General features: G+C 65.8%; 23 protein-coding genes and 2 riboswitches. Of the genes, 14 read left to right on the forward strand and 9 right to left on the reverse strand.

Translation table 11 applies throughout. The annotated features are described in order from the left end of the window. The first annotated feature begins 140 nt into the window (after positions 1–140). From ASE82_RS00160 to ASE82_RS00175, 4 genes are read left to right on the forward strand one after another with little or no spacing between them, the layout of a single operon-like run. Positions 141–566 carry a hypothetical protein gene (locus tag ASE82_RS00160; protein WP_056057316.1) on the forward strand — a complete coding sequence of 142 codons (426 nt, stop codon included), beginning with the start codon at positions 141–143 and terminating at the stop codon, positions 564–566. Between the two features lie 4 nt (positions 567–570). Then, positions 571–846 (forward strand): HPr-rel-A system PqqD family peptide chaperone, encoded by a 276-nt coding sequence (locus ASE82_RS00165; RefSeq protein WP_235524304.1) that lies wholly within the window; start codon positions 571–573, stop codon positions 844–846. Further along, positions 843–1,703 (forward strand): HprK-related kinase A, encoded by an 861-nt coding sequence (locus tag ASE82_RS00170; protein WP_056057319.1) that lies wholly within the window; start codon positions 843–845, stop codon positions 1,701–1,703. Before ASE82_RS00165 ends, ASE82_RS00170 begins: the two co-directional genes overlap by 4 nt. Continuing rightward, positions 1,688–2,677 (forward strand): nucleotidyltransferase domain-containing protein, encoded by a 990-nt coding sequence (locus tag ASE82_RS00175; RefSeq protein ID WP_056057322.1) that lies wholly within the window; start codon positions 1,688–1,690, stop codon positions 2,675–2,677. Before ASE82_RS00170 ends, ASE82_RS00175 begins: the two co-directional genes overlap by 16 nt. Here the strand turns inward: ASE82_RS00175 and ASE82_RS00180 are convergent. Next, entirely contained in the window at positions 2,674–3,033 is a 360-nt protein-coding gene (locus tag ASE82_RS00180; RefSeq protein WP_056057325.1) for a hypothetical protein, read from the reverse strand. The genes ASE82_RS00175 and ASE82_RS00180 overlap by 4 nt on opposite strands. After that, entirely contained in the window at positions 3,030–3,713 is a 684-nt protein-coding gene (locus ASE82_RS00185) for an HAD-IA family hydrolase (RefSeq protein ID WP_056057328.1), read from the reverse strand. Before ASE82_RS00185 ends, ASE82_RS00180 begins: the two co-directional genes overlap by 4 nt. A 62-nt stretch (positions 3,714–3,775) precedes the next feature. Between ASE82_RS00185 and glmU the strand changes: the two genes are divergently transcribed. The 7 genes from glmU (at position 3,776) to ASE82_RS00220 (ending at position 12,996) form a co-directional block, all read left to right on the forward strand. Further along, positions 3,776–5,158: a bifunctional UDP-N-acetylglucosamine diphosphorylase/glucosamine-1-phosphate N-acetyltransferase GlmU gene (gene glmU / locus ASE82_RS00190; RefSeq protein WP_056057331.1), complete on the forward strand. Its 1,383-nt coding sequence runs from the start codon at positions 3,776–3,778 to the stop codon at positions 5,156–5,158. 22 nt (positions 5,159–5,180) lie between these two features. After that, positions 5,181–7,004 carry a glutamine--fructose-6-phosphate transaminase (isomerizing) gene (glmS, locus tag ASE82_RS00195; protein ID WP_056057333.1) on the forward strand — a complete coding sequence of 608 codons (1,824 nt, stop codon included), beginning with the start codon at positions 5,181–5,183 and terminating at the stop codon, positions 7,002–7,004. A gap of 253 nt (positions 7,005–7,257) precedes the next feature. After that, positions 7,258–7,361: riboswitch (glycine riboswitch) on the forward strand. Continuing rightward, positions 7,362–7,470: riboswitch (glycine riboswitch) on the forward strand. 47 nt (positions 7,471–7,517) lie between these two features. Further along, positions 7,518–8,765 (forward strand): glycine cleavage system aminomethyltransferase GcvT, encoded by a 1,248-nt coding sequence (gcvT, locus tag ASE82_RS00200; RefSeq protein WP_082440931.1) that lies wholly within the window; start codon positions 7,518–7,520, stop codon positions 8,763–8,765. A gap of 1 nt (position 8,766) precedes the next feature. After that, a complete protein-coding gene (gene gcvH / locus ASE82_RS00205) occupies positions 8,767–9,138 on the forward strand; it encodes a glycine cleavage system protein GcvH (RefSeq protein WP_056057335.1) in 372 nt (123 codons plus the stop codon). Positions 9,139–9,252: 114 nt separating this feature from the next. After that, positions 9,253–10,611, forward strand: a complete 1,359-nt coding sequence (gene gcvPA, locus ASE82_RS00210; RefSeq protein ID WP_056057339.1) for an aminomethyl-transferring glycine dehydrogenase subunit GcvPA — start codon at positions 9,253–9,255, stop codon at positions 10,609–10,611. Further along, positions 10,608–12,245, forward strand: a complete 1,638-nt coding sequence (gene gcvPB / locus ASE82_RS00215; RefSeq protein WP_056057341.1) for an aminomethyl-transferring glycine dehydrogenase subunit GcvPB — start codon at positions 10,608–10,610, stop codon at positions 12,243–12,245. The genes gcvPA and gcvPB overlap by 4 nt, the downstream gene beginning before the upstream one ends. A 226-nt stretch (positions 12,246–12,471) precedes the next feature. Then, positions 12,472–12,996, forward strand: coding sequence for a CcdC protein domain-containing protein (locus ASE82_RS00220; RefSeq protein ID WP_235524307.1), 525 nt, complete (start codon positions 12,472–12,474; stop codon positions 12,994–12,996). Between the two features lie 155 nt (positions 12,997–13,151). On the opposite strand, the gene ASE82_RS00225 is transcribed toward ASE82_RS00220, so the two are convergent. Beyond that, the gene (locus tag ASE82_RS00225; RefSeq protein WP_056057347.1) at positions 13,152–14,045 is read right to left on the reverse strand and encodes a DMT family transporter; all 894 of its coding nucleotides are present in this window, start codon (positions 14,043–14,045) and stop codon (positions 13,152–13,154) included. A gap of 86 nt (positions 14,046–14,131) precedes the next feature. Here ASE82_RS00225 and ASE82_RS00230 point away from each other — a divergent pair, with 86 nt between their 5' ends. Together ASE82_RS00230 and ASE82_RS00235 are read left to right on the forward strand one after the other, a co-directional pair. Then, complete coding sequence (locus tag ASE82_RS00230; RefSeq protein ID WP_056057349.1) at positions 14,132–15,667, forward strand: aminoacyl--tRNA ligase-related protein; 1,536 nt, start codon at positions 14,132–14,134, stop codon at positions 15,665–15,667. Positions 15,668–15,844: 177 nt separating this feature from the next. Beyond that, positions 15,845–16,204, forward strand: coding sequence for a VOC family protein (locus ASE82_RS00235; protein ID WP_056057352.1), 360 nt, complete (start codon positions 15,845–15,847; stop codon positions 16,202–16,204). Positions 16,205–16,479: 275 nt separating this feature from the next. On the opposite strand, the gene ASE82_RS00240 is transcribed toward ASE82_RS00235, so the two are convergent. Then, positions 16,480–17,550, reverse strand: coding sequence for a PA0069 family radical SAM protein (locus ASE82_RS00240; RefSeq protein ID WP_056057354.1), 1,071 nt, complete (start codon positions 17,548–17,550; stop codon positions 16,480–16,482). 43 nt (positions 17,551–17,593) lie between these two features. Then, positions 17,594–18,286 (reverse strand): outer membrane protein, encoded by a 693-nt coding sequence (locus ASE82_RS00245; RefSeq protein ID WP_056057357.1) that lies wholly within the window; start codon positions 18,284–18,286, stop codon positions 17,594–17,596. 169 nt (positions 18,287–18,455) lie between these two features. Between ASE82_RS00245 and ASE82_RS00250 the strand changes: the two genes are divergently transcribed. Next, positions 18,456–18,638 carry a hypothetical protein gene (locus ASE82_RS00250; protein WP_056057360.1) on the forward strand — a complete coding sequence of 61 codons (183 nt, stop codon included), beginning with the start codon at positions 18,456–18,458 and terminating at the stop codon, positions 18,636–18,638. A 60-nt stretch (positions 18,639–18,698) separates the two neighbouring features. On the opposite strand, the gene ASE82_RS00255 is transcribed toward ASE82_RS00250, so the two are convergent. The 4 genes from ASE82_RS00255 to ASE82_RS00270 form a co-directional block, all read right to left on the reverse strand. Continuing rightward, entirely contained in the window at positions 18,699–18,947 is a 249-nt protein-coding gene (locus ASE82_RS00255) for a hypothetical protein (protein ID WP_056057363.1), read from the reverse strand. 327 nt (positions 18,948–19,274) lie between these two features. Continuing rightward, entirely contained in the window at positions 19,275–19,802 is a 528-nt protein-coding gene (gene moaB, locus ASE82_RS00260; RefSeq protein ID WP_056057366.1) for a molybdenum cofactor biosynthesis protein B, read from the reverse strand. 5 nt (positions 19,803–19,807) lie between these two features. Further along, entirely contained in the window at positions 19,808–21,679 is a 1,872-nt protein-coding gene (locus tag ASE82_RS00265) for a lytic transglycosylase domain-containing protein (RefSeq protein WP_056057369.1), read from the reverse strand. Then, entirely contained in the window at positions 21,676–22,455 is a 780-nt protein-coding gene (locus tag ASE82_RS00270) for a uracil-DNA glycosylase (protein ID WP_056057372.1), read from the reverse strand. Before ASE82_RS00270 ends, ASE82_RS00265 begins: the two co-directional genes overlap by 4 nt. Positions 22,456–22,482: the final 27 nt, after the last annotated feature.

The raw sequence follows: 22,482 nt of genomic DNA on the forward strand, positions 1-22,482 counted from the left end.
TTGGCGCCCTCGACGTGACACACCGCGAAATCGAACGATATGCGAAGTCGTCCTACTCCGGCACGCTCTCCCAAGCGTCGATACGGCGATGTTGTCAGCGCTTCAGGATTATGAAAGGGCTGTGGTCTAGCAGGGGCATCATGGACGACATCGAACTCAACCAAGATCCGGTCGCAACCGCGGAGACCGACACCTCCGTTCCATCGCGTCGCCGCGTGCTGGCGCTCGGAGCGGTGACCGCAGGCATGGTAGTGTCGATTCGCCCGGCGCTCGCGCAGACCGCGGGTTCGGTGTTGAACTGCGAGATTCCGGTGCCCGATCCGGGCCGCGCCGGCAGCTATATTGATGCGAACGGCGGCGTCGTACCGGCGCGTACCAAGGGTGCATTCCCGCCCTCGACGCGCGCGTTCAAGGGCGAAGAGGTTAAGCGCGCCATGGCCAGCGGCAGCACGCTGCCCGGCACCGATTCGGACCGCAGTCGCGCGTACGTCAAATATATCCGTCGGTTGCAGCGCGGCCAGGGCGGCTTCACCTGCTTCGCATCGTTGCAGATGCCGCGCGGCTGAAGCCGTGTCGGGGACGATTTTTCGGGGACCGCCCGACGGAGGCCTGCTGATCGCGCCACTCGATGAATTCACCGCGGTCTATCATCGCGCGTCGGGGATCACGCACTTACTGACCGAACCCGCGCCGCAGATTCTGGCGGTGTTAGGCGAAGGAGCATCGTCGCTGGACGTCCTCCTGGAGCGGCTTGGACGGGACTATGATCTCGACGACGGTACGCGTGAGGCTTTGGCGGCACGGCTAGAAGAACTCGTCGAAGCCGGACTGATCGAGCGGGCATGAGGCACGCTTTTTCCGTCCGCATCGGGCCGATCGGTTTCCGTATCGGCTCCGACTGGCGCGCGCCGATCGCCGAACTCCAAAGCCTGTACCGCGATTACCCCAAGCCGCACGACGGCGTCCCCGACTTCACCGTCCGCCTGTTCGCGCGCCGGCCTTGGCGACGGTTCATCCGCCCGTCCGTCGAGATCGGTGGCGACTACATGCTCCCCGAAGCTGCACCCTTGCCGCTCCGCCAGGGATTGCTCGCAGCCGAGATGGCGATGAATCTTCAGATGGCGCTGGGCGCCCGTCGCTATCTGTTGCTTCACGCGTCCGCAGTCGAGCGCGATGGTCGCGCGCTGTTGATGACCGGCATTTCGGGCGCAGGGAAATCGACGCTCGCGACCTTGCTCGCGGCGAAGGGCTGGCGGTTCATGGGGGACGAGTTCGCGTTGCTCGAACCCGCGACCGGGCTGATCCACGCGTTCCCGCGATTGATCAGCCTGAAGAACGAGGCGATCGCGGCGGCCGAGGCGGCATGGCCGACCGCGCGGATGGGGCCGCTGATGCCGGCGACGCCGAAGGGCGACATCCGCCACATGGTCCCCGATGCACGGGCGATCGCGGCGATGGATGTGCCCGCAACGCCCGCGCTGCTCGTCTTCCCGCGCTACGGTTTCGAGCCGGAGACGCGACCGGTGCCGCCGGCCGAGGCGTTCGTGCGAATGACACAGGCCTCGACGAATTACGTCGCGCTGGGCGAGGCCGGCTTTCGCGCTTTGACGGGCCTGATCGCCGACGTCCCTTCGGTCGCGATCGATTATCCGGACGGGGCAAGCGCGATCGAGCAGGTCGAGGCGCTATGGTCCGCGCTGTGAGCGACGCCCGCCTCCTCGCCCGCGCGCTCGCCGATCCGGCCAGCATCGTCGGGCTCGATGCGGACGGCTGGACCGCACTGCTGACGATGGCGCGGGCGGAGCAGTTGATCGGTACGCTGGCGATGCGTCTCGACGGCTTGCCGATGCCAGCTACGGTGAAGGCGATCCTCGCCGACGCACGCGCCGCTGCCGAACACGGCCGCCGCGCCGCGCTCTGGGAGGCCGAGATGGCCCGGCGGGCGCTATCTGCGGTCGAATGCCCTGTCATCCTGCTGAAGGGCACCGCGTTCGTCGTGGCGGGTTTGTCGGCAGGGCAGGGGCGATCGATCGGCGATCTCGACATTCTTGTGCCGCGCGCATCGATCGACGCGGTCGAGGCGGCGCTGCTCGCGGCTGGCTGGGAATGGGTGAAGCCCGACCCGTATGACGACGTCTATTACCGCCGCTGGATGCACGAACTCCCGCCGCTGATCCACCGCGACCGCGACCGGATGATCGACGTCCACCACACCATCCTGCCGCTGACTGCGCGGATCACGCCGGATGCGGCGGCGCTGATCGTCGGCAGCGTGCCGCTGGAGAATGGTTTGCGTACGCTTTCTACCAACGGCATGCTGGTCCATGCCGCAGCGCATTTGTTCGCCGATGGAGATCTCGCCGGTGGTCTCCGCAACCTGTGGGACGTCCGCTGTCTGGTCGAGGAGTTCGGAACCGACGGCCTCGACGAGGAGGCACGACGTCACGGTCTTCACCGTGAAATAACGCGGTCGCTTCGGCTGGTTGAAGTGCTGTTCGGCGATGGCAAGGCAAGCGACTTCGACCGTCTCTACATTCGCCGTATTACTGCACGAGACGGCTGGGGCAGGCCAACCCGACCGATCACCCGGCTAGCCTTCTACGTCCGCTCGCACTGGCTGCGCATGCCGCCAGCGATGCTTGCCCGTCACCTCTGGACGAAGTGGCGCAAGGCTTAATTCAGACGTGCTCCACGTTTGCGCCGGACGGCCCAGACGATCAGCAACACGACCGTGATCGCGAACGTATCGGCGATCCAGTCGTAGATGTCGCAATCGCGGTGGAGCGACGGGATCGCCTGCAGGACCTCGATCATCGCGCCGAGGAACGACAGCCGCTCGCCGATCCGGAACAGCCGCGCGGTCGGAAACGACAGCGCCGCCAGCAGCGCCATCGTCGCGAAGGCGAGCATATGCCCGAACTTGTCGCCGAACTGGTCGATCGGCATGTGCGGCGGCTTCGGCAGCAGCGCCATCGTCACCGCGAACACGATCGCCACGACCAGCGCGACGCGCGTGAGCGTCGTCCGGTTCATGCGCCGAGCCTTTCGAGCGTGGGGATGAGTTCGTCGAAACCGTCGACCACCGCGTCGGCGCCCAGTTCTTCGACAGGTTGCATCAGGAAGCCGAAGCTGCACGCGATCGTCGGCAACCCCGCCGCTTGCCCGGCCTGGATATCGAAGATCGAATCGCCGACGAACGCCGCGCGGTCTCCGCCGCCCCCGCTTTCACGACACAGCTTCACCATCTCGTGGATCGGCATTGGCGACGGCTTCGACTCCGCCATCGTATCGCCGCCCAGGATGCAGGCAAATCGATCGATCAGCCCGAGTTCGCCCAGTACGGTCCGCGCGAACCGTTCGACCTTGTTGGTGACGATCCCCAGCGTCACGCCCTTCGCGGCCAAAGCGTCCAGCGCGTCGATCACACCTGGATAAGGCTTTGTCAGCACACAGATATTCGCCTCGTAATAGGCGAGCAGTTTGGCGTGCAGCGTGTCGAGCATCGGCTCGTCATAGCCGCCGGTCGCGGTCAGTCCCTGCTTGAGCATGTGCCGCGCGCCGCCGCCGATCATCGGCTTGACCTGCTCGACGGTGAGGGGCGGGCGATCGACCGTAGCGAGGGCGTGGTTGACCGCGGCGGCTAGGTCGCCGCTCGTGTCGAGCAACGTGCCGTCCAGGTCGAACCCGACGATATCGAATAAAAAATGCGTCATTGGGTGCGGGCCTGCCAGCGAGACTATGGAATTGGCAAGGCTTTCGTGGCAGCGATCCTTCCATGACGACGCATTCCATCGACCAACCGATTCCGGCCCACCCCATCGCAGTCGTGATCCTTGCCGCCGGCAAGGGGACGCGGATGAAATCCGATCTTCACAAGGTGCTTCACCCGATCGCCGGGCGGCCGATGCTGCTGCATCTCGTCGCAAGCGCGGCGGCGTTGCAGCCGGCGAAGACCGTCGTCGTGACGGGGGCAGGGCGTGAACAGGTTGAAGCGGCGGTGGCGCCGCTTGGGATCGCCACTGCGCTCCAGGCGGAGCAACTGGGCACCGGTCACGCGGTTGCGCAGGCCCGCGAGGCGCTGGCCGGGTTCGAGGGCGACGTCCTGATCCTCTACGGCGATGTACCGTTGGTCACGACCACGACGATGCAGCGGATGATCGACCGGTTGCACGCCGAAGACACGCCCGCCGTCGTCGTGCTCGGCTTTCGCCCGACAGAGCCCGGCGCCTATGGTCGCGTCATCGCCGACGCCGCGGGCCGGATGGACCGGATCGTCGAGTATAAGGACGCGTCGGAGGCGGAACGCGCGGTGACGCTGTGCAATTCCGGACTGATGGCGGTGCACTCGACCGACCTGTTCTCGCTGCTCGACCGGCTCGGCAACGACAACGCGGCAGGCGAATATTATCTCACCGATATCGTCGAGCTTGCCGCAGTCGCCGGTCGCTCGTCCGCCGTCATCGAAACCGGCGCGGACGAGGTAGCCGGCGTCAACAGCCGCGGCGAACTCGCCAGCGTCGAAGGCGCATGGCAGGCAACGCGACGCGCGCAGGCGATGGTGGACGGTGCGACGTTGATCGCCCCCGACACCGTCTGGTTCTCGCACGACACGCAGCTCGGTCGCGACGTCGTGATCGAACCCAACGTCGTCTTCGGCCCCGGCACCCGCGTTGCTGACGGCGCGACGATCCACGCGTTCAGCCACGTCGAGGGCGCCTCGGTCGGCAAGGGCGCGAACGTCGGCCCGTTCGCCCGCCTCCGCCCCGGCGCGGAACTCCACGCGGATGCCAAGGTCGGCAACTTTGTCGAGGTAAAGAAGGCGATCATCGGCGAAGGCGCGAAGGTGAGCCACCTCACCTATATCGGTGACGCGGATATCGGGGCGGGCGCGAACATCGGCGCGGGCACCATTACCTGCAACTACGACGGCTATTTCAAATACCGCACGGTAATCGGCGAAGGCGCATTCATTGGTTCGAACTCGGCTTTGGTCGCGCCCGTCACGATCGGCGCAGGCGCGATCGTCGCCGCGGGATCGGTCGTCACGCAGGACGTCGAGACCGATGCGCTAGCGCTGGTTCGTCCGCCTCAGGTGGCGAAGCCCGGCTGGGCCAAGCGCTTTCGCGAAAAGATGTTGGCGCGTAAGGCGGTCAAGTAAGTTTCCACGGAGTAAGATGTAAATGTGCGGCATCGTTGGAATTTTGAGCGGCGAAGACGTTGCCGGCCGTTTGCTCGACGGCCTGAAGCGGCTTGAATATCGGGGCTATGATTCGGCGGGCATCGCCACCGACAATGACGGCGCGATCGAGCGGCGTCGCGCGTCGGGCAAGCTGGTCAATCTCGCCAACGAACTCGCCGCGCATCCGCTGCCCGGCAAGACCGGCATCGCGCATACCCGCTGGGCGACGCATGGCGGCCCGACCACCAACAACGCGCACCCGCACGCCACCGGCGAGGTCGCGGTGGTCCACAACGGCATCATCGAGAACTTCAAGCCGCTGCGCGACGAACTGATCGCGCGCGGCCGGACGTTCACCAGCGAAACCGACACCGAAGTCGTCGCGCATCTCGTCAGCGAGAAGATCGAGGCGGGTATGGACCCGATCGCCGCCGTCCGCGACGTGCTGCCCCGCCTGCACGGTGCGTTCGCGCTCGCGATCCTGTTCCGCCAGCATCCCGACCTTCTGATCGGTGCGCGTCTCGGCTCGCCCTTGGTCGTCGGCTACGGCGAGGGCGAGATGTACCTCGGCTCCGACGCGCTGGCGCTCGCGCCGTTGACGCAGCGGATCGCGTATCTCGACGAGGGCGACTGGGTCGTGCTGACCCGCGACGGCGCACAGGTCTATGACCGCGAGAACACGCCGGTCGAGCGCGCGATCACGCTCTCAGGGATCACCGGCGAGGTGATTTCGAAGGGCAACCACAAGCATTACATGCTGAAGGAAATCTACGAGCAACCGATCGTCGTCGCACAGACGCTGCGCTCGTATCTGAAGCGGATGGAAGGCGAGATCACGCTGCCGATCCCCGAGTTCGACCTCTCGACGATCAAGCGCGTTACCATCGTAGCGTGCGGGACGAGCTTCTACGCGGGCATGGTCGCCAAATACTGGTTCGAACAGTTCGCGCGCGTCCCCGTCGACCTCGATGTTGCGTCTGAATTCCGCTACCGAGAGCCGGTGATGGAGGAGGGCGGACTTGCTCTCTTCATCTCGCAGTCGGGCGAGACCGCGGACACGCTCGCGGCGCTGCGCCACGCCAAGGCCGAGGGCCAGAAGATCGCGGTCGTCGTCAACGTGCCGACCAGCACGATGGCGCGCGAGGCCGACCTTCTGTTGCCGACCCATGCGGGGCCTGAAATCGGCGTGGCATCGACCAAGGCGTTTACCTGCCAGTTGGCGGTTCTTGCGGCACTCGCGGCCAATCTGGCGCATGCCAAGGGTCTGCTGAGCAAGGACCAGGAGCGCGAGATCGTCCGCCACCTCGCCGAGGCGCCCGCCGCGCTCAACGGCGCGCTGGCGTATGACGAGGCGATCGAGGCGATGGCGCACAAGATCGCCGGCGCGCGCGACGTGCTGTATCTCGGCCGCGGCACCGATTACCCGCTGGCGCTCGAGGGCGCGCTGAAGTTGAAGGAAATCAGCTACATCCACGCCGAGGGCTATGCCGCCGGCGAGATGAAACACGGCCCGATCGCACTGATCGACGAGCATGTGCCGGTCATCGTCATCGCGCCCTCGGGCCCGCTGTTCGACAAGACCGTCAGCAACATGCAGGAAGTCATGGCCCGCGGCGGCAAGGTCGTGCTGATCTCGGATTACGACGGCATCCAGGCGGCCGGCGAAGGCTGCATGGCGACGATCACCATGCCCAAGGTCCACCCGCTGATCGCGCCTTTGGTGTACGCAGTACCGGTGCAGCTGCTCGCGTATCACGTCGCGGTACTGAAGGGCACGGACGTCGACCAGCCGCGAAATCTGGCGAAGAGCGTGACGGTCGAGTAATCGGCTTCGCATCTGAAGAGCAAACCTAACACCGGTATACCACCCCGGCGAAGGCCGGGGCCCAATTGGGGGACGGTAGTAACGACGGATAGTCCTCCGTTACGGCGACCTTTCCAATTGGGCCCCGGCCTCCGCCGGGGTGGTGTCTTCTTCTCAGGTCGAGCAGGCGTTTTCTCCTCGAATCCCAAACCCCCGATTGACTAAGATTGTGCGCCGCGTCACAACTCGCGCCGTCGATGTCGGGCAACCGGCATGGCACCGCGCGGGAGAGCGTTTCCGGTCCTTCAAGGGCCAAAGGAACCGCCGAAGGAGCAACCACCCCGGAATCTCTCAGGTACCAGAGACCGCGCGAGGCTGATCGACACTCTGGAAAGCGTCCTGACGTTCGCGTCGAGGGCCACCGAAGGGGTAAGCGCTGGACATCTCCGGCGTGAAAGCTCTCAGGTCCCGTGACAGAGGGGGTTTGGATCGTTGCACCGTTTGGTGCCGCGCGCCCCTTCGACGGAGACCGACATGAGCGACCCAGAACAGCGCGATTTCGCGAGCATCATCGACCAGGCAGACGACTACGTCGAGCCCGAGATCCTGCCGTTGCCGCTCGACGCGTGGCACCGCGCACAGGGCGCGCGGATGGTCGAGTTCGCCGGCTACGAGATGCCGATCCAGTATGACGGCATCATGGCCGAACACGCCTGGACGCGCGACTCGGCCGGCCTGTTCGACGTCAGCCACATGGGCCAGCTCGTCTTCTCCGGTGAAGGCGTCGCGCACGCGCTCGAAACCGTCCTGCCGGGCGACATCGCGGGCTTGAGCGAGGGCAAGATGCGCTATTCGCTGCTGCTCGCACAGGACGGCGGCATCCTCGACGACCTGATGGCCACGCGCCTGCCCGATGATCAGCCTTCGCCATTCTCCGCGCAGGACGTCGAGCCCGAGGCGTACGACCCGCTCCACCCGTCTCCGACTGCGAGCGGCAGCTTCTACGTCGTCGTCAACGGCGCGACCAAGTATGACGACGTCAGCTACCTGATCGAGCATCTCCCCGACGACGTCACGATCAACATTCTCGAAGACCAGGCATTGCTTGCAGTGCAGGGCCCGAAAGCGGTCGAGGCAGTCGCGCGGATCGTCCCCGGTGTCGACGGCCTCGTGTTCATGACCGCCGGGGCGTTCCACTGGAACGACGTCCCGCTCTGGATCAGCCGCTCGGGCTACACCGGCGAGGACGGCGTCGAGATCTCGCTCCCCGCCGAACACGCCGTCGCGTTCGCCGACGCCTTGCTCGCGCTTCCGGAGATCAAGCCGATCGGCCTCGGCGCGCGCGACTCGTTGCGTCTCGAAGCCGGCCTGCCGCTCTACGGCCACGACCTCGATCCCGAGATCACGCCGGTCATGGCCGACCTCGGTTTCGCGCTGTCGAAGCGCCGCCGCGAAGCCGCCGACTTCCCCGGTGCCGAGCGCATCCTCACCCAGCGCGAGCACGGCCCCGCCACCAAGCGCGTCGGCCTGATCGTCGAGGGCCGCCAGCCCGCGCGCGAAGGTGCCGAAGTGATCGACGATACCGGCGCGACGATCGGCCGCCTCACCAGCGGTGGTTTCGCGCCCACGCTCGGGAAGCCGATCGCGATGGCCTATGTGCCGCTCGCGCTGTCGACGCCCGGCACCCGCATCGAAATCGCGCAACGCGGCAAGGTCCACACCGCCACCGTCACCGCGATGCCCTTCATTCCCCACCGCTACGTCCGCGCAGGAGCCAAGTGATATGAGCCGTTACTTCACGCAGGATCATGAATGGGTCGACGTCGACGGTGATGTCGGCACCGTCGGCATCTCGGAATACGCGCAGAGCCAGCTCGGCGACGTCGTGTTCGTCGACGTCCCCGAAGCCGGCAAGACGCTGAGCAAGGGCGACGAAGCCGCGGTCGTCGAGTCGGTCAAGGCCGCCTCCGACGTGTATTCGCCGGTCTCGGGCACCGTCACCGAGGGCAACGCGGCGTTGACCGACGACTCTAGCCTGGTGAACTCTGACGCCGAAGCGGCTGGCTGGTTCTTCAAGCTGACGCTTAGCGACCCGAGCGAACTCGACAGCCTGATGGACGAAGCCGCCTACGCGACGTTCGTCGAAGGGCTGTAATCTAACTGCTCCCCTCCCGCTTGCGGGAGGGGTCGGGGGAGGGGCTGGTACAGTCGTTCCCCGTCTCATTCCCTCCCCCGACCCCTCCCGTGAACGGGAGGGGAGGAGACTAGAATGCGCTACCTTCCCCTGACCCAGCCCGACCGCGAGGCGATGCTCGCCGTCATTGGCGCCTCGACCATCGACGACCTCTTCGTCGACGTCCCCGAAGCCGCGCGCCTCGACGGCCCGGTCCGCGACCTGCCGATGCACGCCTCCGAAATGGCGGTCGAACGCCACATGTCGGCGCTCGCCAAGAAGAACCTCACCGCCGGCGAAGCGCCGTTCTTCCTCGGCTGCGGCGCGTACAAGCATCACGTTCCCGCCTCGGTTGATCACCTGATCCAGCGCGGCGAGTTCCTCACCGCCTACACGCCGTACCAGCCTGAGATCGCGCAGGGTACGCTGCAGATGCTGTTCGAGTTCCAGACGCAGGTCGCGCGGCTGCTCGGCACCGACGTCGCCAACGCCTCGATGTACGACGGCTCGACCGCGTGCTGGGAAGCGATCGTGATGGCGCGCCGCATCACCAAGCGTGGGCGTGCGATCCTGTCGTCGGGCCTCCACCCGCATTACGTCTCGGTCGCCAACACGATGGCCAAGTTCACCGGCGACGCGCTCGACACGACCGCGCCCGAACTGGTCGCCGACATGGACCTCGACCAGCTGATCGCGAAGATCGACGACGATACGTCGTGCGTCGTCGTCCAATACCCCGACATCCTCGGCCGCATCGCCGACCTGCGCCCGCTCGCCGACGCCTGCCACGCCAAGAAGGCGCTGCTGATCGCCGTCGTCACCGAGCCGGTCGCGCTTGGCGCGATCACCTCGCCCGGCGAGATGGATGCGGACATCGTCGTCGGCGAAGGCCAGTCGCTCGGCGTCGGCCTGCAGTTCGGGGGGCCTTATGTCGGCCTGTTCGGCTGCAAGGACAAATACGTCCGCCAGATGCCCGGTCGCCTCTGCGGCGAGACCGTCGACGCCGATGGCCGTCGCGGTTTCGTCCTCACGCTGTCGACCCGCGAGCAGCACATCCGCCGCGAAAAGGCGACGTCGAACATCTGCACCAATTCCGGCCTCTGCGCGCTGGCCTTCTCGATCCACATGACGCTGCTCGGAGAAGCCGGCCTTCGTCAGCTGGCGGAAGTGAACCACGCCGGCGCGGTCGCTGCCGCCGAACGCCTGTCGCAGATCCCCGGCGTAGAGCTGGTCAACGACACCTTCTTCAACGAGTTCACCCTGAAACTCCCGACCGAAGCTCGCCCGGTAGTCCGTACCCTGGCCGATCGCGGCATCCTCGCCGGCGTCTCGCTCGGCCGCTTGTACCCCGGCAAGGACGCTCTCGCGAACGGCCTTGTCGTCGCCGTGACGGAAACGACCACCGCGGAGGACGTCGAAACGCTAGCCACCGCACTCCAGGAGATACTGGCATGAGCATCAACCAGAGTGGCTGGCGCCCGACCTCGCCCGAGGCGAACACCGGCAGCGTGCCCGCGAGCATTACTGGTAACAAGGCCCTGATGCTGGAAGAAGCACTGATCTTCGAGATCGGTGACACCCACACCACCGGCGTAGATTTCGACGGTTACCGTTCTCCTGCGAACGCAGGAGCCCAGGGTTCCGAGGACGCCGCGCGTGACCCTGGATTCCTGCGTTCGCAGGAAAACAAGCTAGGCGAGTTGCTCCGCACCGCACCCATCGGCCTCCCCGGTCTCTCCGAGCCAGAAACCGTCCGCCACTACACGCGCCTCTCGCGCCAGAACTACGGCATCGACCTCGGCTTCTTCCCGCTCGGCAGTTGCACGATGAAGCACAACCCGCGCCTCAACGAGAAGATGGCGCGGCTGCCCGGCTTCTCCGACGTCCACCCGCTCCAGCCGGTCGACACGGTGCAGGGCGCACTCGAAGTCATCCACCAGCTCGCACACTGGCTCGTAACGCTCACCGGCATGACTTCGGTCGCGATGAGCCCCAAGGCCGGCGCGCACGGCGAACTCTGCGGCATCCTCGCGATCCGCGCCGCACTCGAAGCCAAGGGCGAAGGCGCGCGGAAGATCATTCTCGTCCCCGAGAGCGCGCACGGCACCAACCCCGCCACCGCAGCCTTCGCCGGCTATAGCGTCGAGGACATCCCCGCCACCGCCGAAGGCCGCGTCGACACCGCTGCGCTGAAGGCCCGGCTCGGCCCCGACGTCGCCGGCGTGATGATCACCAACCCCAACACCTGCGGCCTGTTCGAGCGCGACATGCGCGAGATCTCCGACGCGGTGCACGCGGCGGGCGGCTTCGTCTATTGCGACGGCGCGAACTTCAACGCGATCGTCGGGCGGGTTCGCCCAGGCGATCTCGGCATCGACGCGATGCACATCAATTTGCACAAGACCTTCTCGACGCCCCACGGCGGCGGCGGTCCGGGCTCGGGTCCGGTGGTGTTCTCGGAAGCTTTGACCCCCTACGCACCGCTCCCCTTCGTCGAGAGGCAGGGCGACCAATTCGTCCTGATCGAGGAAGAAAATGCCGACGAGCATCACGCCGGCAGCTTCGGCCGCATGGTCGCGTTCCACGGCCAGATGGGTATGTTCACGCGCGCGCTGACCTACATCCTCAGCCACGGCGCGGACGGTCTGCGCCAGGTGTCCGAGGACGCGGTACTCAACGCGAACTACATCCTGCGTAGCCTCGACGACACGCTCGACGCACCGTTCGGCCCCTCGGGTCCGTGCATGCACGAGGCGCTGTTCTCGGACTCGGGTCTCGCCGCCGGCTTCTCGACGATCGACATCGCCAAGGGCCTGATCGACGAGGGCTTCCACCCGATGACGATGTATTTCCCGCTCGTCGTCCACGGCGCGATGCTGGTCGAGCCGACCGAGACCGAATCGAAGGCGGCACTCGACCAGTTCATCGCCGCGCTCCGCTCGGTCGCCGAACGCGCGAAAGCGAGCGACCCCAGCCTCAAGACCGCCCCCCATTTCGCCCCCCGCGCGCGCCTGGACGAAACGCTTGCAGCGCGCAAACCGGTGCTGGTCTGGAAGGACCCGGCCCCGCTGGCGCAGGCGGCGGAGTAAGGGAAGCAGGTGATCTTCGGGGCGTGACGCTTGCACCCGAAGAACAATACCACCCCGGCGAAGGCCGGGGTCCAATTGGGCGACGCTGCTGAGGGATGGCGGCGTATCGTTATTGCCACCTCTCCAATTGGGCCCCGGCCTCCGCCGGGGTGGCAGTGCAAATGTGTCGCCGCCTCTTTTACCTCGGCTGTATTGCTGCCATGCTACACCAACTGAAGGTGATCGCGTGGGGGACGCAATGCAGGCGCACGAAGCACAAGGCTGGATCAGCTACGCGATCACCGCGGTCGTCATCGGCATAGTCTTCGCGGTCCGCTGGCGCCGCATGAGCGTGGTGAAACCTCTAAAGCTCGAACGCCTCTGGATTTTCCCCACGCTCTACGCCGCCGTCGCACTCTACATGTTCACGATGTACCCGCCACACGGCCTCGCCTGGCTGTTCTGCGCGCTGGCCTTGGTCATGGGCGCAGCACTAGGCTGGCAACGCGGCAAGCTCATGCGGATCACGATCGATCCCGACAGCCACGCACTCAACACAACGTCGTCCCCGGCAGCGGTGCTGTTCATCGTCGCGATCGTCGCAGTCCGAACCGGCGCGCGCGCCGTGATCGGCGACGGCCATGCCCTCCACCTCGACGCCTTCGCCATCACCGACATGCTGGTCGCGTTGGCGCTAGGCCTGTTCACGACCCAACGCATCGAAATGTACCTCCGCGCCAAGCGGATGCTCGAAACCGCACGCGTCCGCTAACCCGCCGCTACCGTACGATCCTCCCCCGCAAGGGGGAGGTGGCTGGCCCTTTGCCAGACGGAGGGGGAGGAAAGGGCAACCTTTGTTGCGTGTCCTCCCCCTCCGTCACCTTCGGCGACACCTCCCCCTTGCGGGGGAGGATCGAGGGGGCGCCTTCAAGCAATCGCCTGCTCAGTCTCTTCCCGCCGCCGCACATGCTCGCGCCACACGATATACGACCCGCTCGCCACGATAACCGGCGCCCCGGCCCAGGTCGCCTCCGCCGGCAAGGTGTCGAACACCAGCCACCCCAGCAACGTCGCCCATAGCAAGCTCGAATAATCCATCGGCACCACCACCGACACCGGCCCGAGCCGCAACGACGTCGTCATCGCGATCTGCGCCAGCCCGCCGAATATCCCGACACTCGCCAGACACACCCACGCGACCAGATCATGCGACTGCGCCGCCCGCCCGTAGAATACCGACAGCGGGATCAACGACAGCGCCGAGAACCAGAACACCGTCGTCAGCGCACTCTCCGTCTTGCCGATCTGCCGCAACAGGATCGACACGCTCGCCGTCCCGAATGCTCCCGCCAGCGCACACCCCGCACCCCATAGCGGAAAGTGTTCCCCACCCGGTTGCGCGACGATCAACACGCCCGCAAACCCGGTCGCGACCGCCGCCCAGCGGTGCCACCCGGTCGGTTCGCGCAACACCAGCGCCCCCAGGATCGTCGCGAACACCGGCACCGTGAACCCGATCGTCGTCGCCTCCGCCAGCGGCAACGCGACGATCCCGTTGAAGGTAAATGCCATCGCCGACAGCCCGACGATCGCCCGCACAACATGCGCCGGCAACCGCTTCGTCGCGACAGAAGGCAGACCCGGCCCCGCGACGATCACCGCCGACACCAGCAAACACGCGCCAAACTGGCGAAAGAACAGGATCTCCGACACGCTCGCGCCATGCCTCTCGGCGAGCTTGATCGCGGTGTTCATCAGCGCGAAGATCACGACCGACAGCAACCGCATGCCGATGGCGGGAAGGATGCGGTCGGTGGGCATGGGGGATCCCTACGCAAACCACTGCCGCGTCGCCACCCCGCAACTCACACGTGACGAACCCCCGCGCACCCGCTATCCGCTCCCCCATGATAAAGCGCGCACTCCCCGTCACCCGCGAGGCGGATTTCTCCGCCTGGTACCAGGCCGTCATCTCCGAGGCCGATCTCGCCGAGGAATCCGGCGTCCGCGGCTGCATGGTCATCCGCCCGTGGGGCTATGGCATCTGGGAGCGCATTCAACGCCTGCTCGACGACCGGATCAAGGCGACCGGGCACGAGAATTGCTATTTCCCGCTCTTCATCCCGCTCTCCTACTTCGAGAAGGAGGCCGAGCACGTCGACGGGTTTGCCAAGGAAATGGCCGTGGTCACGCACCACCGCCTCAAGGCCGATGGCTATGGTCGCCTGATCCCCGATCCCGACGCGAAGCTCGAGGAGCCGCTCGTCGTCCGCCCAACCTCCGAGATGGTCATCGGCGCCGCGTTCGCGCGCTGGGTCCAGTCGTGGCGCGACTTGCCCGTCCTGATCAACCAATGGGCCAACGTCGTCCGCTGGGAAATGCGCACCCGCATGTTCCTGCGCACCAGCGAGTTCCTCTGGCAGGAGGGCCACACCGCGCACGCCACGCCGCAAGAAGCGCGCGACGAGACGCTCAAGATGCTCGAAGTCTATCGTGATTTCGCGGAGGAGTGCCTCGGCGTCCACGTCATCGCCGGCGAGAAGCCCGAGAACGAGCGCTTCCCCGGCGCCGTCGCGACCTATTCGATCGAGGCGATGATGCAGGACGGCAAGGCGCTGCAGGCGGGCACCTCGCACTTCCTCGGCACCAATTTCGCGTCGGCTCAGAACATCCGCTTCCAGAATGCGGGCGGCGAGTTCGAGCTGTGCAACACCACCAGCTGGGGCGTGTCGACGCGGATGATCGGCGCGGTCATCATGGTCCACGGCGACGACGACGGCCTGCGCGTGCCGCCGATGATCGCGCCGTGGCAGGTCGTGATCGTGCCGATGCTGCGCGACGTCCCCGAGGACGCGGCGATCGTCGAATACTGCAAGTCGCTTCAGGCCGAACTGGCCAAGCAGTCCGCGCTCGGCGAGCCGATCCGTGCGTTGCTCGACCTCAAGCCCGCCAAGGCCGCGACCAAGCGCTGGGGCTGGGTCAAGAAGGGCGCCCCGATCGTGATAGAGGTCGGCGGCCGCGACATGGCCGGCGGTAACGTCACCGTGATCCGCCGCGATCGCCTCTACCGCGAGGACGGCAAGCTCGACAGCATCGCCACGCCGCGCGACGCGTTCGTGAGCGACGTCTCGGGGATGCTGGCCGAAGTGCAGGCAACGCTCCACGTCGAATCGATGAACCGCGTGAAGGGCAACATCGTCCCCGCCAACGACTTCGCCGCGGTCGAGGAGCATTTTGCCGACGGCGTGAAGAACCCCGGCTGGGTCGACGTCCGCTGGTCGAAGCCGACCGGCGCGGTGCTCGACAAGGTGGTCGAGCGGTTGAAGGCGCTGAAACTCACGATCCGCAATGCGCCGATGGGGCAAACCGGATGTGACGACGGTGCGTGCATCTTTACCGGCGAACCCGCGGTGGAACGAATCCTGATCGGCCGCGCCTACTAGGCCCTGACAAGCTGGGACCGGCGTCACGTCCAAGGCTGCTTACCGGCGCTGTGCCGGGAGTAGCCTGGATACCCGATGCCATGGAGCAACCGAAACGGACCGGTCTGTCGGCTGTGTCGCCATGCCCCGTCTGCTATCATCGCCTCGGCTTTGGCGGGGTGACATCAGGGGGCGGCTATGGGCGTGACCGGGATCGGCGGCTTCTTCTTCCGGGCAAAGGACCCGGAGGCGATACGTGCCTGGTATGTCGAGCACCTCGGTGTCGGCTCGGTGCCCTATGGATCGTGGGAGACGCAGGCAGGCCCCAGCGTCTTCGCGCCGTTTGCCGTTGATGCCGACTATTTCCCCACAGATCGGCCCTGGATGCTCAATCTACGCGTCGACGACCTCGACGGCCTGATCGCGACGCTCCGCGCGGCCGGGATTGCGGTGATCACCAATCCCGAGTGGGACATGCCCGGCTTCGGCCGTTTCGCCCGCATCCACGATCCGGAAGGCAACCCGATCGAACTCTGGCAACCCGAGGGCGCTGCATGAGGACGATAAGCGCTAAGTTGGTCTGACGAGCTGCCAAGTTCGTGGCGTACCAGAACTCGACCGGGCGAGCGCCAAGACTTCCCCCCTCCCTGAAAGGGAGGGGCCGGGGGGTGGGTTGCCCCAATTGAGCCATGACGGTTCGGACGCGCGGAAGCTGACCCACCCCCAACCCCTCCCTTCCAGGGAGGGGAGCAGAACAACAGGCCTGACCCGCGTGGGGGATACGCGGGGACCGCCCGCTGAGCCATCCACCGCGCCACCCGCCAAGCCTCCGCTCAAAACAACTCCCCCTGAGGCCCCCTCGGCGCCCGGAACAGATCACCCCGCAAAGCCACCCGCTCCCGATTCAACCCATGCTTGGCGCACGCAATCCGGAACCGCGTTCCCAGCAGGTCCGCCCAAGGCCCTTGCCCCTGCATCCGCGTGAAGAAGTTCGGATCGTTATCCTTCCCCCCGCGCAGCGACGCAATCGTCGCCATCACCTTCCCCGCGCGATCCGGGAAATGTTCGTCGAGCCAAGCCCGGAACAGCGGTGCCACCTCATGCGGCAATCGCACCGGAATGAAGAACGCCCGCGTCGCCCCAGCCTCCGCGGCCCGTGCGATCAGATGTTCGATCTCGTGATCCGTAATTGCCGGGATGACCGGCGCGATCGAAACGTAGACCGGCACGCCTGCGTCCGCGAGTTTGCGCACCGCCGCCAGCCGTCGCTCGGGATGCGGTGCGCGCGGTTCGACGGTCGAGGCCACCTTGGGATCGAGCGAGGTGATCGACATTGCCACCGCCGCGAGGCCCTTCGCTGCCATCGGCGCCAGCAGGTCGATATCGCGCACCACGCGGTCCGACTTGGTGGTGATCGTCAGCGGATGATCCGTTTCCGCCAACACCTCGATGATACCGCGCGTGATCCGCCAATCACTCTCTATTGGCTGGTACGGATCGGTATTTGTCCCCAGCGCCATTGGTGCCACCGCATAACCCGGCTTGCTCAACTCCGCCCGTAACAGCGCCGCCGCAGAAGGCTTGGCGAACAGCTTGCTTTCGAAGTCCAGGCCCGGCGACAAATCGTGAAACGCATGGCTCGGTCGCGCGAAGCAGTAGATGCAGCCGTGCTCGCATCCGCGATATGGATTGATCGAGCGGTCGAACGGTACGTCGGGCGAGGCATTGCGGCTGATGATCGTCCGCGGCGTCTCGACCGTCACGGTCGTGCGCAGTTTCGGCGCGATCCCGTCGATTCCCTCGCGCATGTCCAGCCAGTCGCCATCCGCTTCGGTTTGCGGCAGGTTGAACCGCCGGCTCTCACTATTGAGCGTAGCACCACGAACCGGACGGGCCTGTTTCATCAGCTGAAACTAAGCGCCGCCCGGGAACATAGCAAGAACGAAATCAGAAGCGAACGCCGAGCCCCGCAACCACCTGATGCCGGCTGAAATCCAGGCTGGCCTTGTCGGTGCCGTCGGTGATCTCGTAGCCGTTATAGTCGGTGTAGACATATTCGAGCTTGCCATAGAAATTGCGCCCGAACGCGGTCTGCACGCCTGCGCCGGCATGGAAACCGCTCAGATTGTCCGACACGCGGAAATTGTCCTGGGGAAAGTCGCGGTCCGAATAGCCGATGCGGATCTGGCCGTTCGAATAGCCGCCCTTGATGTACAACACCGTGTTGGGGTTCAGCAGGAAGCCGCCGCGTACGCCTGCCGTCAGGTTGCGCCCGGGGGTAAGGCACGTTTCCGTCCCGGTGCCGGGGAAGCACTGCTCGACGCTCGATCCCTCGATGCCGCCATAGACGCCCAGGATCATGTCGGTGTTCACGACCATGTCGTAGCCGAGTTCGCCACCATAAGTGACGCCGCTCTTGCCCTCGCGCACGCTAGCCGAGTCGTCCGCGGTCTCGACGTTCAATTCGGTGATCACGCGGTCGTACCCGATGCGCGGCTCGGCACGGAAACCGCTGACGCCGTCGGTTGCGCCGTAGCCCGGTCCGGCATCGCGGCCGAAATCCTGCCCGGTATCGGACTGTGCGAACGCAGGCGCCGCCGGCGTTGCGGCGAGTGCCGCGATAAGCATGAACTTGTACATTAGACGATATCCCCTTTGGACCGGCCCCCTGGCCTATTCCACGCCGGGTTCATGGATTCGACGTGCCTTCCAGACGGTTAATTCGGTGGTGAAACATTCGTTTTCGATCTGTTTGCACCGGTGCGAATGATCGCTCGCAGAGGTGCGGCAGAGCGCCTAGGGCAGAGAGATGACGGAACAGATCACAACGGTGGAGCGCGCCTTCGAGTTAGCAAGATCGGGTGCGTGCAACTCGGTCAACGACTTGCGCCAAAGACTGCGGCGTGAGGGCTATGACGCGGTGCATCTCCATCTGCACGGGGCTTCGATCAACAAACAGCTCGTCGACCTAATCCACGCCGCCAAGGGCTGACCGTCTGGTCGTGCATACGCCGCGACGCGGCCCGCCACCCGGCGAGCCGCGCAACGCCGGTCACTTCTGTGCGAGCTCGGTCGGCTTCGGCATGTTCAGTCCGGCTTCAGACCATTGTGCGGAAGTCCGGCAGGTTTTCCGATTGATCCGTGTTCCGGTCGCAGCGGGTTCGGTCAGGCAATATTGGCCGGTTTTTGCTTCGTATTTGAGAACGGTCTTCTGCTGCGGATCTGACGGCGCTGCGAAGGCGGGCGCGCTGGCGACGAGTACGGAGGCGAGAGCCAGGCTCTTCAGGATGATCGAGGTCATGGTAGCGTCCTTCAGTGGTTGAGACGCGCCCGGCTGGGCGGTATCTCGACTACTGCATCGACCGTGCCAGTTGCATAATACAGCGCCACGCAAGGGCGAAGTCACTTAGCTAGCGGGATTTTTCAACAAGTAGAGGTTGGTCCGCTGATGTGGTTTTCGTAGTGAGACACACCACAACTTAGTAAAATCCACAGTAAATTGGCGGGATCGATACTCGCCAGCCCTCCCTATTCAATCGAAAGAGGGAAGAGTCCGCGGCACTTGGCCTTGAAAGCAGCGAGGGCATCACAGTAAGCTGGAAGATGCCAGCGCAAGCCTGAGATGAACTTAACGCTCCAGCAGCCGCGGCATCAGTTCGACGAAGTTGCAGGGGCGGTGACGGCTGTCGAGCTGGTCGCGAAGGATGCCGTCCCAGCCGTCCTTCACCGCGCCGGTCGAGCCGGGCAGCGCGAAGATATAGGTGCCGTGCGACACGCAGGCGCACGCGCGCGACTGGACGGTCGAGGTGCCGATCGTCTGATAGCTCAGCATGCGGAAGAGTTCGCCGAAGCCCGGGATCATCTTCTCCGCGACTTGTTCCACAGCCTCCGGGGTAACGTCGCGGCCTGTAACGCCGGTGCCGCCTGTGGTGATGATGCAGTCGACCTCGGGATCGCCGATCCACGCGTGCAGGCGGGACACGATCGTCTCGACGTCGTCTTTCTCGATCCGGCGGTCGGCGAGAACATGCCCCGCCTCGGTCAGCCGTGCGACCAGCGTGTCGCCCGAGCGATCCTCCGCAAGGCCCCGCGTGTCCGACACCGTCAGCACGGCGATCCGGACCGGCAGGAACGTCCGGCTTTCATCGATCGGCATGAAACTCAGTCCGCGCGCGTGACAGTGGTGGATTGCGGTCCGACGCTGGCATTTACCGCGACGGTGGCGTTCAACGGCGTCGTGCTGGCGCGGTACTGCGTGTACGGCTTGGCCGCCATCCGCACCGCGGTCGCACCCGGCAGGCCTGGGAAGCGCGGCCACATGCCCTGCGCCAGCGCGTTGCGGCTGGTCGATGCCTTCTTGCCGCCCTGCGCCTCGTACATCCAGTAATTGCGCAGCACGGTGGTGACGTATCCGCGCGTCTCCCAATACGGAATGCTCTCGATATACATCAGCGGATCGCCGTTATCGTGGACGATCGCGTTCCAGTCGCCAACGGGGCGCGGACCTGCATTATACGCCGCGATTACCTTGGGCAGCAGCCCGCCGGTGACGCCCGCCATGTCGCGCAGCCGCTCGAGATGGCGCTGGCCGACGTCCATGTTGGTGCTCGGCTTGGTCAGCGCCTTCACGTCGATCGAGGTGCCACGCTCACGCGCGAAGTCGGTCGCGGCGGCGGGCATGATCTGCATGAGGCCATACGCGCCGGCCGGACTCTTGATCGTGTTACGGAACCGCGATTCCTCGAGCGTGTGCGCGTAGACCAGCGCCTTGTCGATGTGCCAGCCACTGTCGGGCGTCCAGTTCGGCGTCGGATAGCGCGCCTCGGCGGTCGACGTGACCCCCTGCGGGCAGTTGTGCGCAAGCCATACCGTGGTCGCCGGCAAGCTCAGCGCTTCCGCCACGCGGACCAGGTTGGCGAACTCGCGCGGATCGCCGATCTTGGCCTGCTGGCGGATGACGGTATCGGCCAGGTCGGTCTCGCCGACCTCGACCAGCGCCGCCGCGACGCGCACGTTCGGGCGCTTGCCGACGACCTTCCAGTCGCTGGCCACGAGCCCGCCGACCGACGTGCCCTTGTCCTTCATCGCAAGTTGCTGGCGCGCAAGCTGGCCGTAGAAGCTCTCGCCGAACTGTGCTGCCGCCTTCAGCCGGCCCTCGATCTTGTCGGGGCGCGAGCACACCATGTCCGCACGCGACGCCCAATACAAAGCCGCTGCACGAAGATCAACGTCGCCGGCCCGTGCCGCAACACCCTCGAACCCGGTCTCGGCGTTCGCGCAGTCATTCTGCCGCCACGCCGACAGCGCGCCGACCCAGCGACCCTGGACGGCCCAGTCGCCGATGCCGTCCTGTGCCTTTGCCGCCATCACGCGCGCGTTCACGTCGTCGCCCTGGAGGAAATAGATCCACGCGATCTTCTGCTGCCATTCGGTCAGCGCCTCGGGGGTGAGGCCGGGCGTGCTTTCCAGCAGCGCCTGCGCCTCGCGGCCCATGTCCGCCTTGACGTAAGGCTGCATCTTCAGCGCGAGATCGGCGGCGATCATGTCGCCCTGCAGGCTCTTGGCGCGGACCCGACGCGGCGCGCCGTCCTGCCAGATAAGCCGCTGCGCCGTGGGGAGCGGAGGCAGATCGACCGCGCCGCGGGTGGTTGCAAGGCGCGAGATCTGCGCTGCTTCGGGCAGTTCGGGCGCTTCGTTGAGTAGCGCGACCAGCGGCTCCATCTCGACGCGGGGCGAGCCCTTCGCCGTATACATCTCGGCGCGCGCGATGGCGTGCAACGGGCCGGGCTTCATCGTGTCGAGCCCGATCTGCGCGTCGGTCCACTTGCCGTCGCGGATCGCCGCAAACACCGTCTTGTACGCCTCGCGCTGGCCCGCATCGAGCTGGTCGGGGATCTGCTCGATCGTCGGTGCGCCGATCAACTGCGTCGTGCCGAGCCGCGCATCGCCAGCGGGCTCACCGGCAACGGTCGCCGCGAGTGCTGGAAAGGGGAGGGCGCTCAGCCCCAGAACGATAGCTAGAGTCCGAATCATCTCACACCCTCTTGCGTCAGTCCGCGCATCAACATCTGCAAATCCTTCCAGGCCTCGGCCTTGGCCGCGGGCTTCTCGATCAGAAACCGCGGATGAAAGCTCGCGACCACGCCGGTCTCGCTGGAAACTTTGCCAGACGTCGAACCAGACCCCGTTTCTCCGGTCTTATGGTTAAACTCGTGTAAACGCCCGCGCGCCGCCTGTAATTCCGTCCCGAGGATCGCACGGCTCGCCGCATTGCCCAGCAGCAGCAACCGCTTGGGCGCAACCAACCCGATGTGATGCTTGGCGATTTCCGACAGCCGAGCCTCGACCTCGCTCTGGATCCGCCCCGCCGTCGGCCGCTTCGCGCAGACCGCCGCGAGATGCACTTCGTCGCGCGTCAGACCGATCGCCGCGAGCATCTTGTCGAGCAACCGGCCCGACGCGCCGCTCAGCAAAGCCCCTGCATCGCCGTCGTCCCGGTCGGGGCAATCGACAAGCACCATGACCGTAGCGTCAGCGGGACCAACCGCGGCCAGCGAAACCCCGCTCCAGTCCGCCTCGGGAACCTCCGCACTACTCCGCCAGTTGAGGAAATCAGCCAGCAAAAGCGGCATCGCGGACGGTGCGACGATCGGCGCAGCAGGCGCAGCGGAGGGTATGACGACCGGCTCAGGCGCCGCAAACCAGTCGCGCGGGACGTCGTCGACGAGCGTGTCGACGCCAGCCTCGTGCCACCAGTCGAGCGCGCTCGCCGCTGTATTTCGCCAGTCGATGGTTTGGTCCGCCCCCACAGGGTAACCTATGCTGCACGGTTGACG

Origin of the sequence: Sphingomonas sp. Leaf230, from assembly GCF_001421745.1 — a bacterium.
GTDB lineage: Bacteria > Pseudomonadota > Alphaproteobacteria > Sphingomonadales > Sphingomonadaceae > Sphingomonas.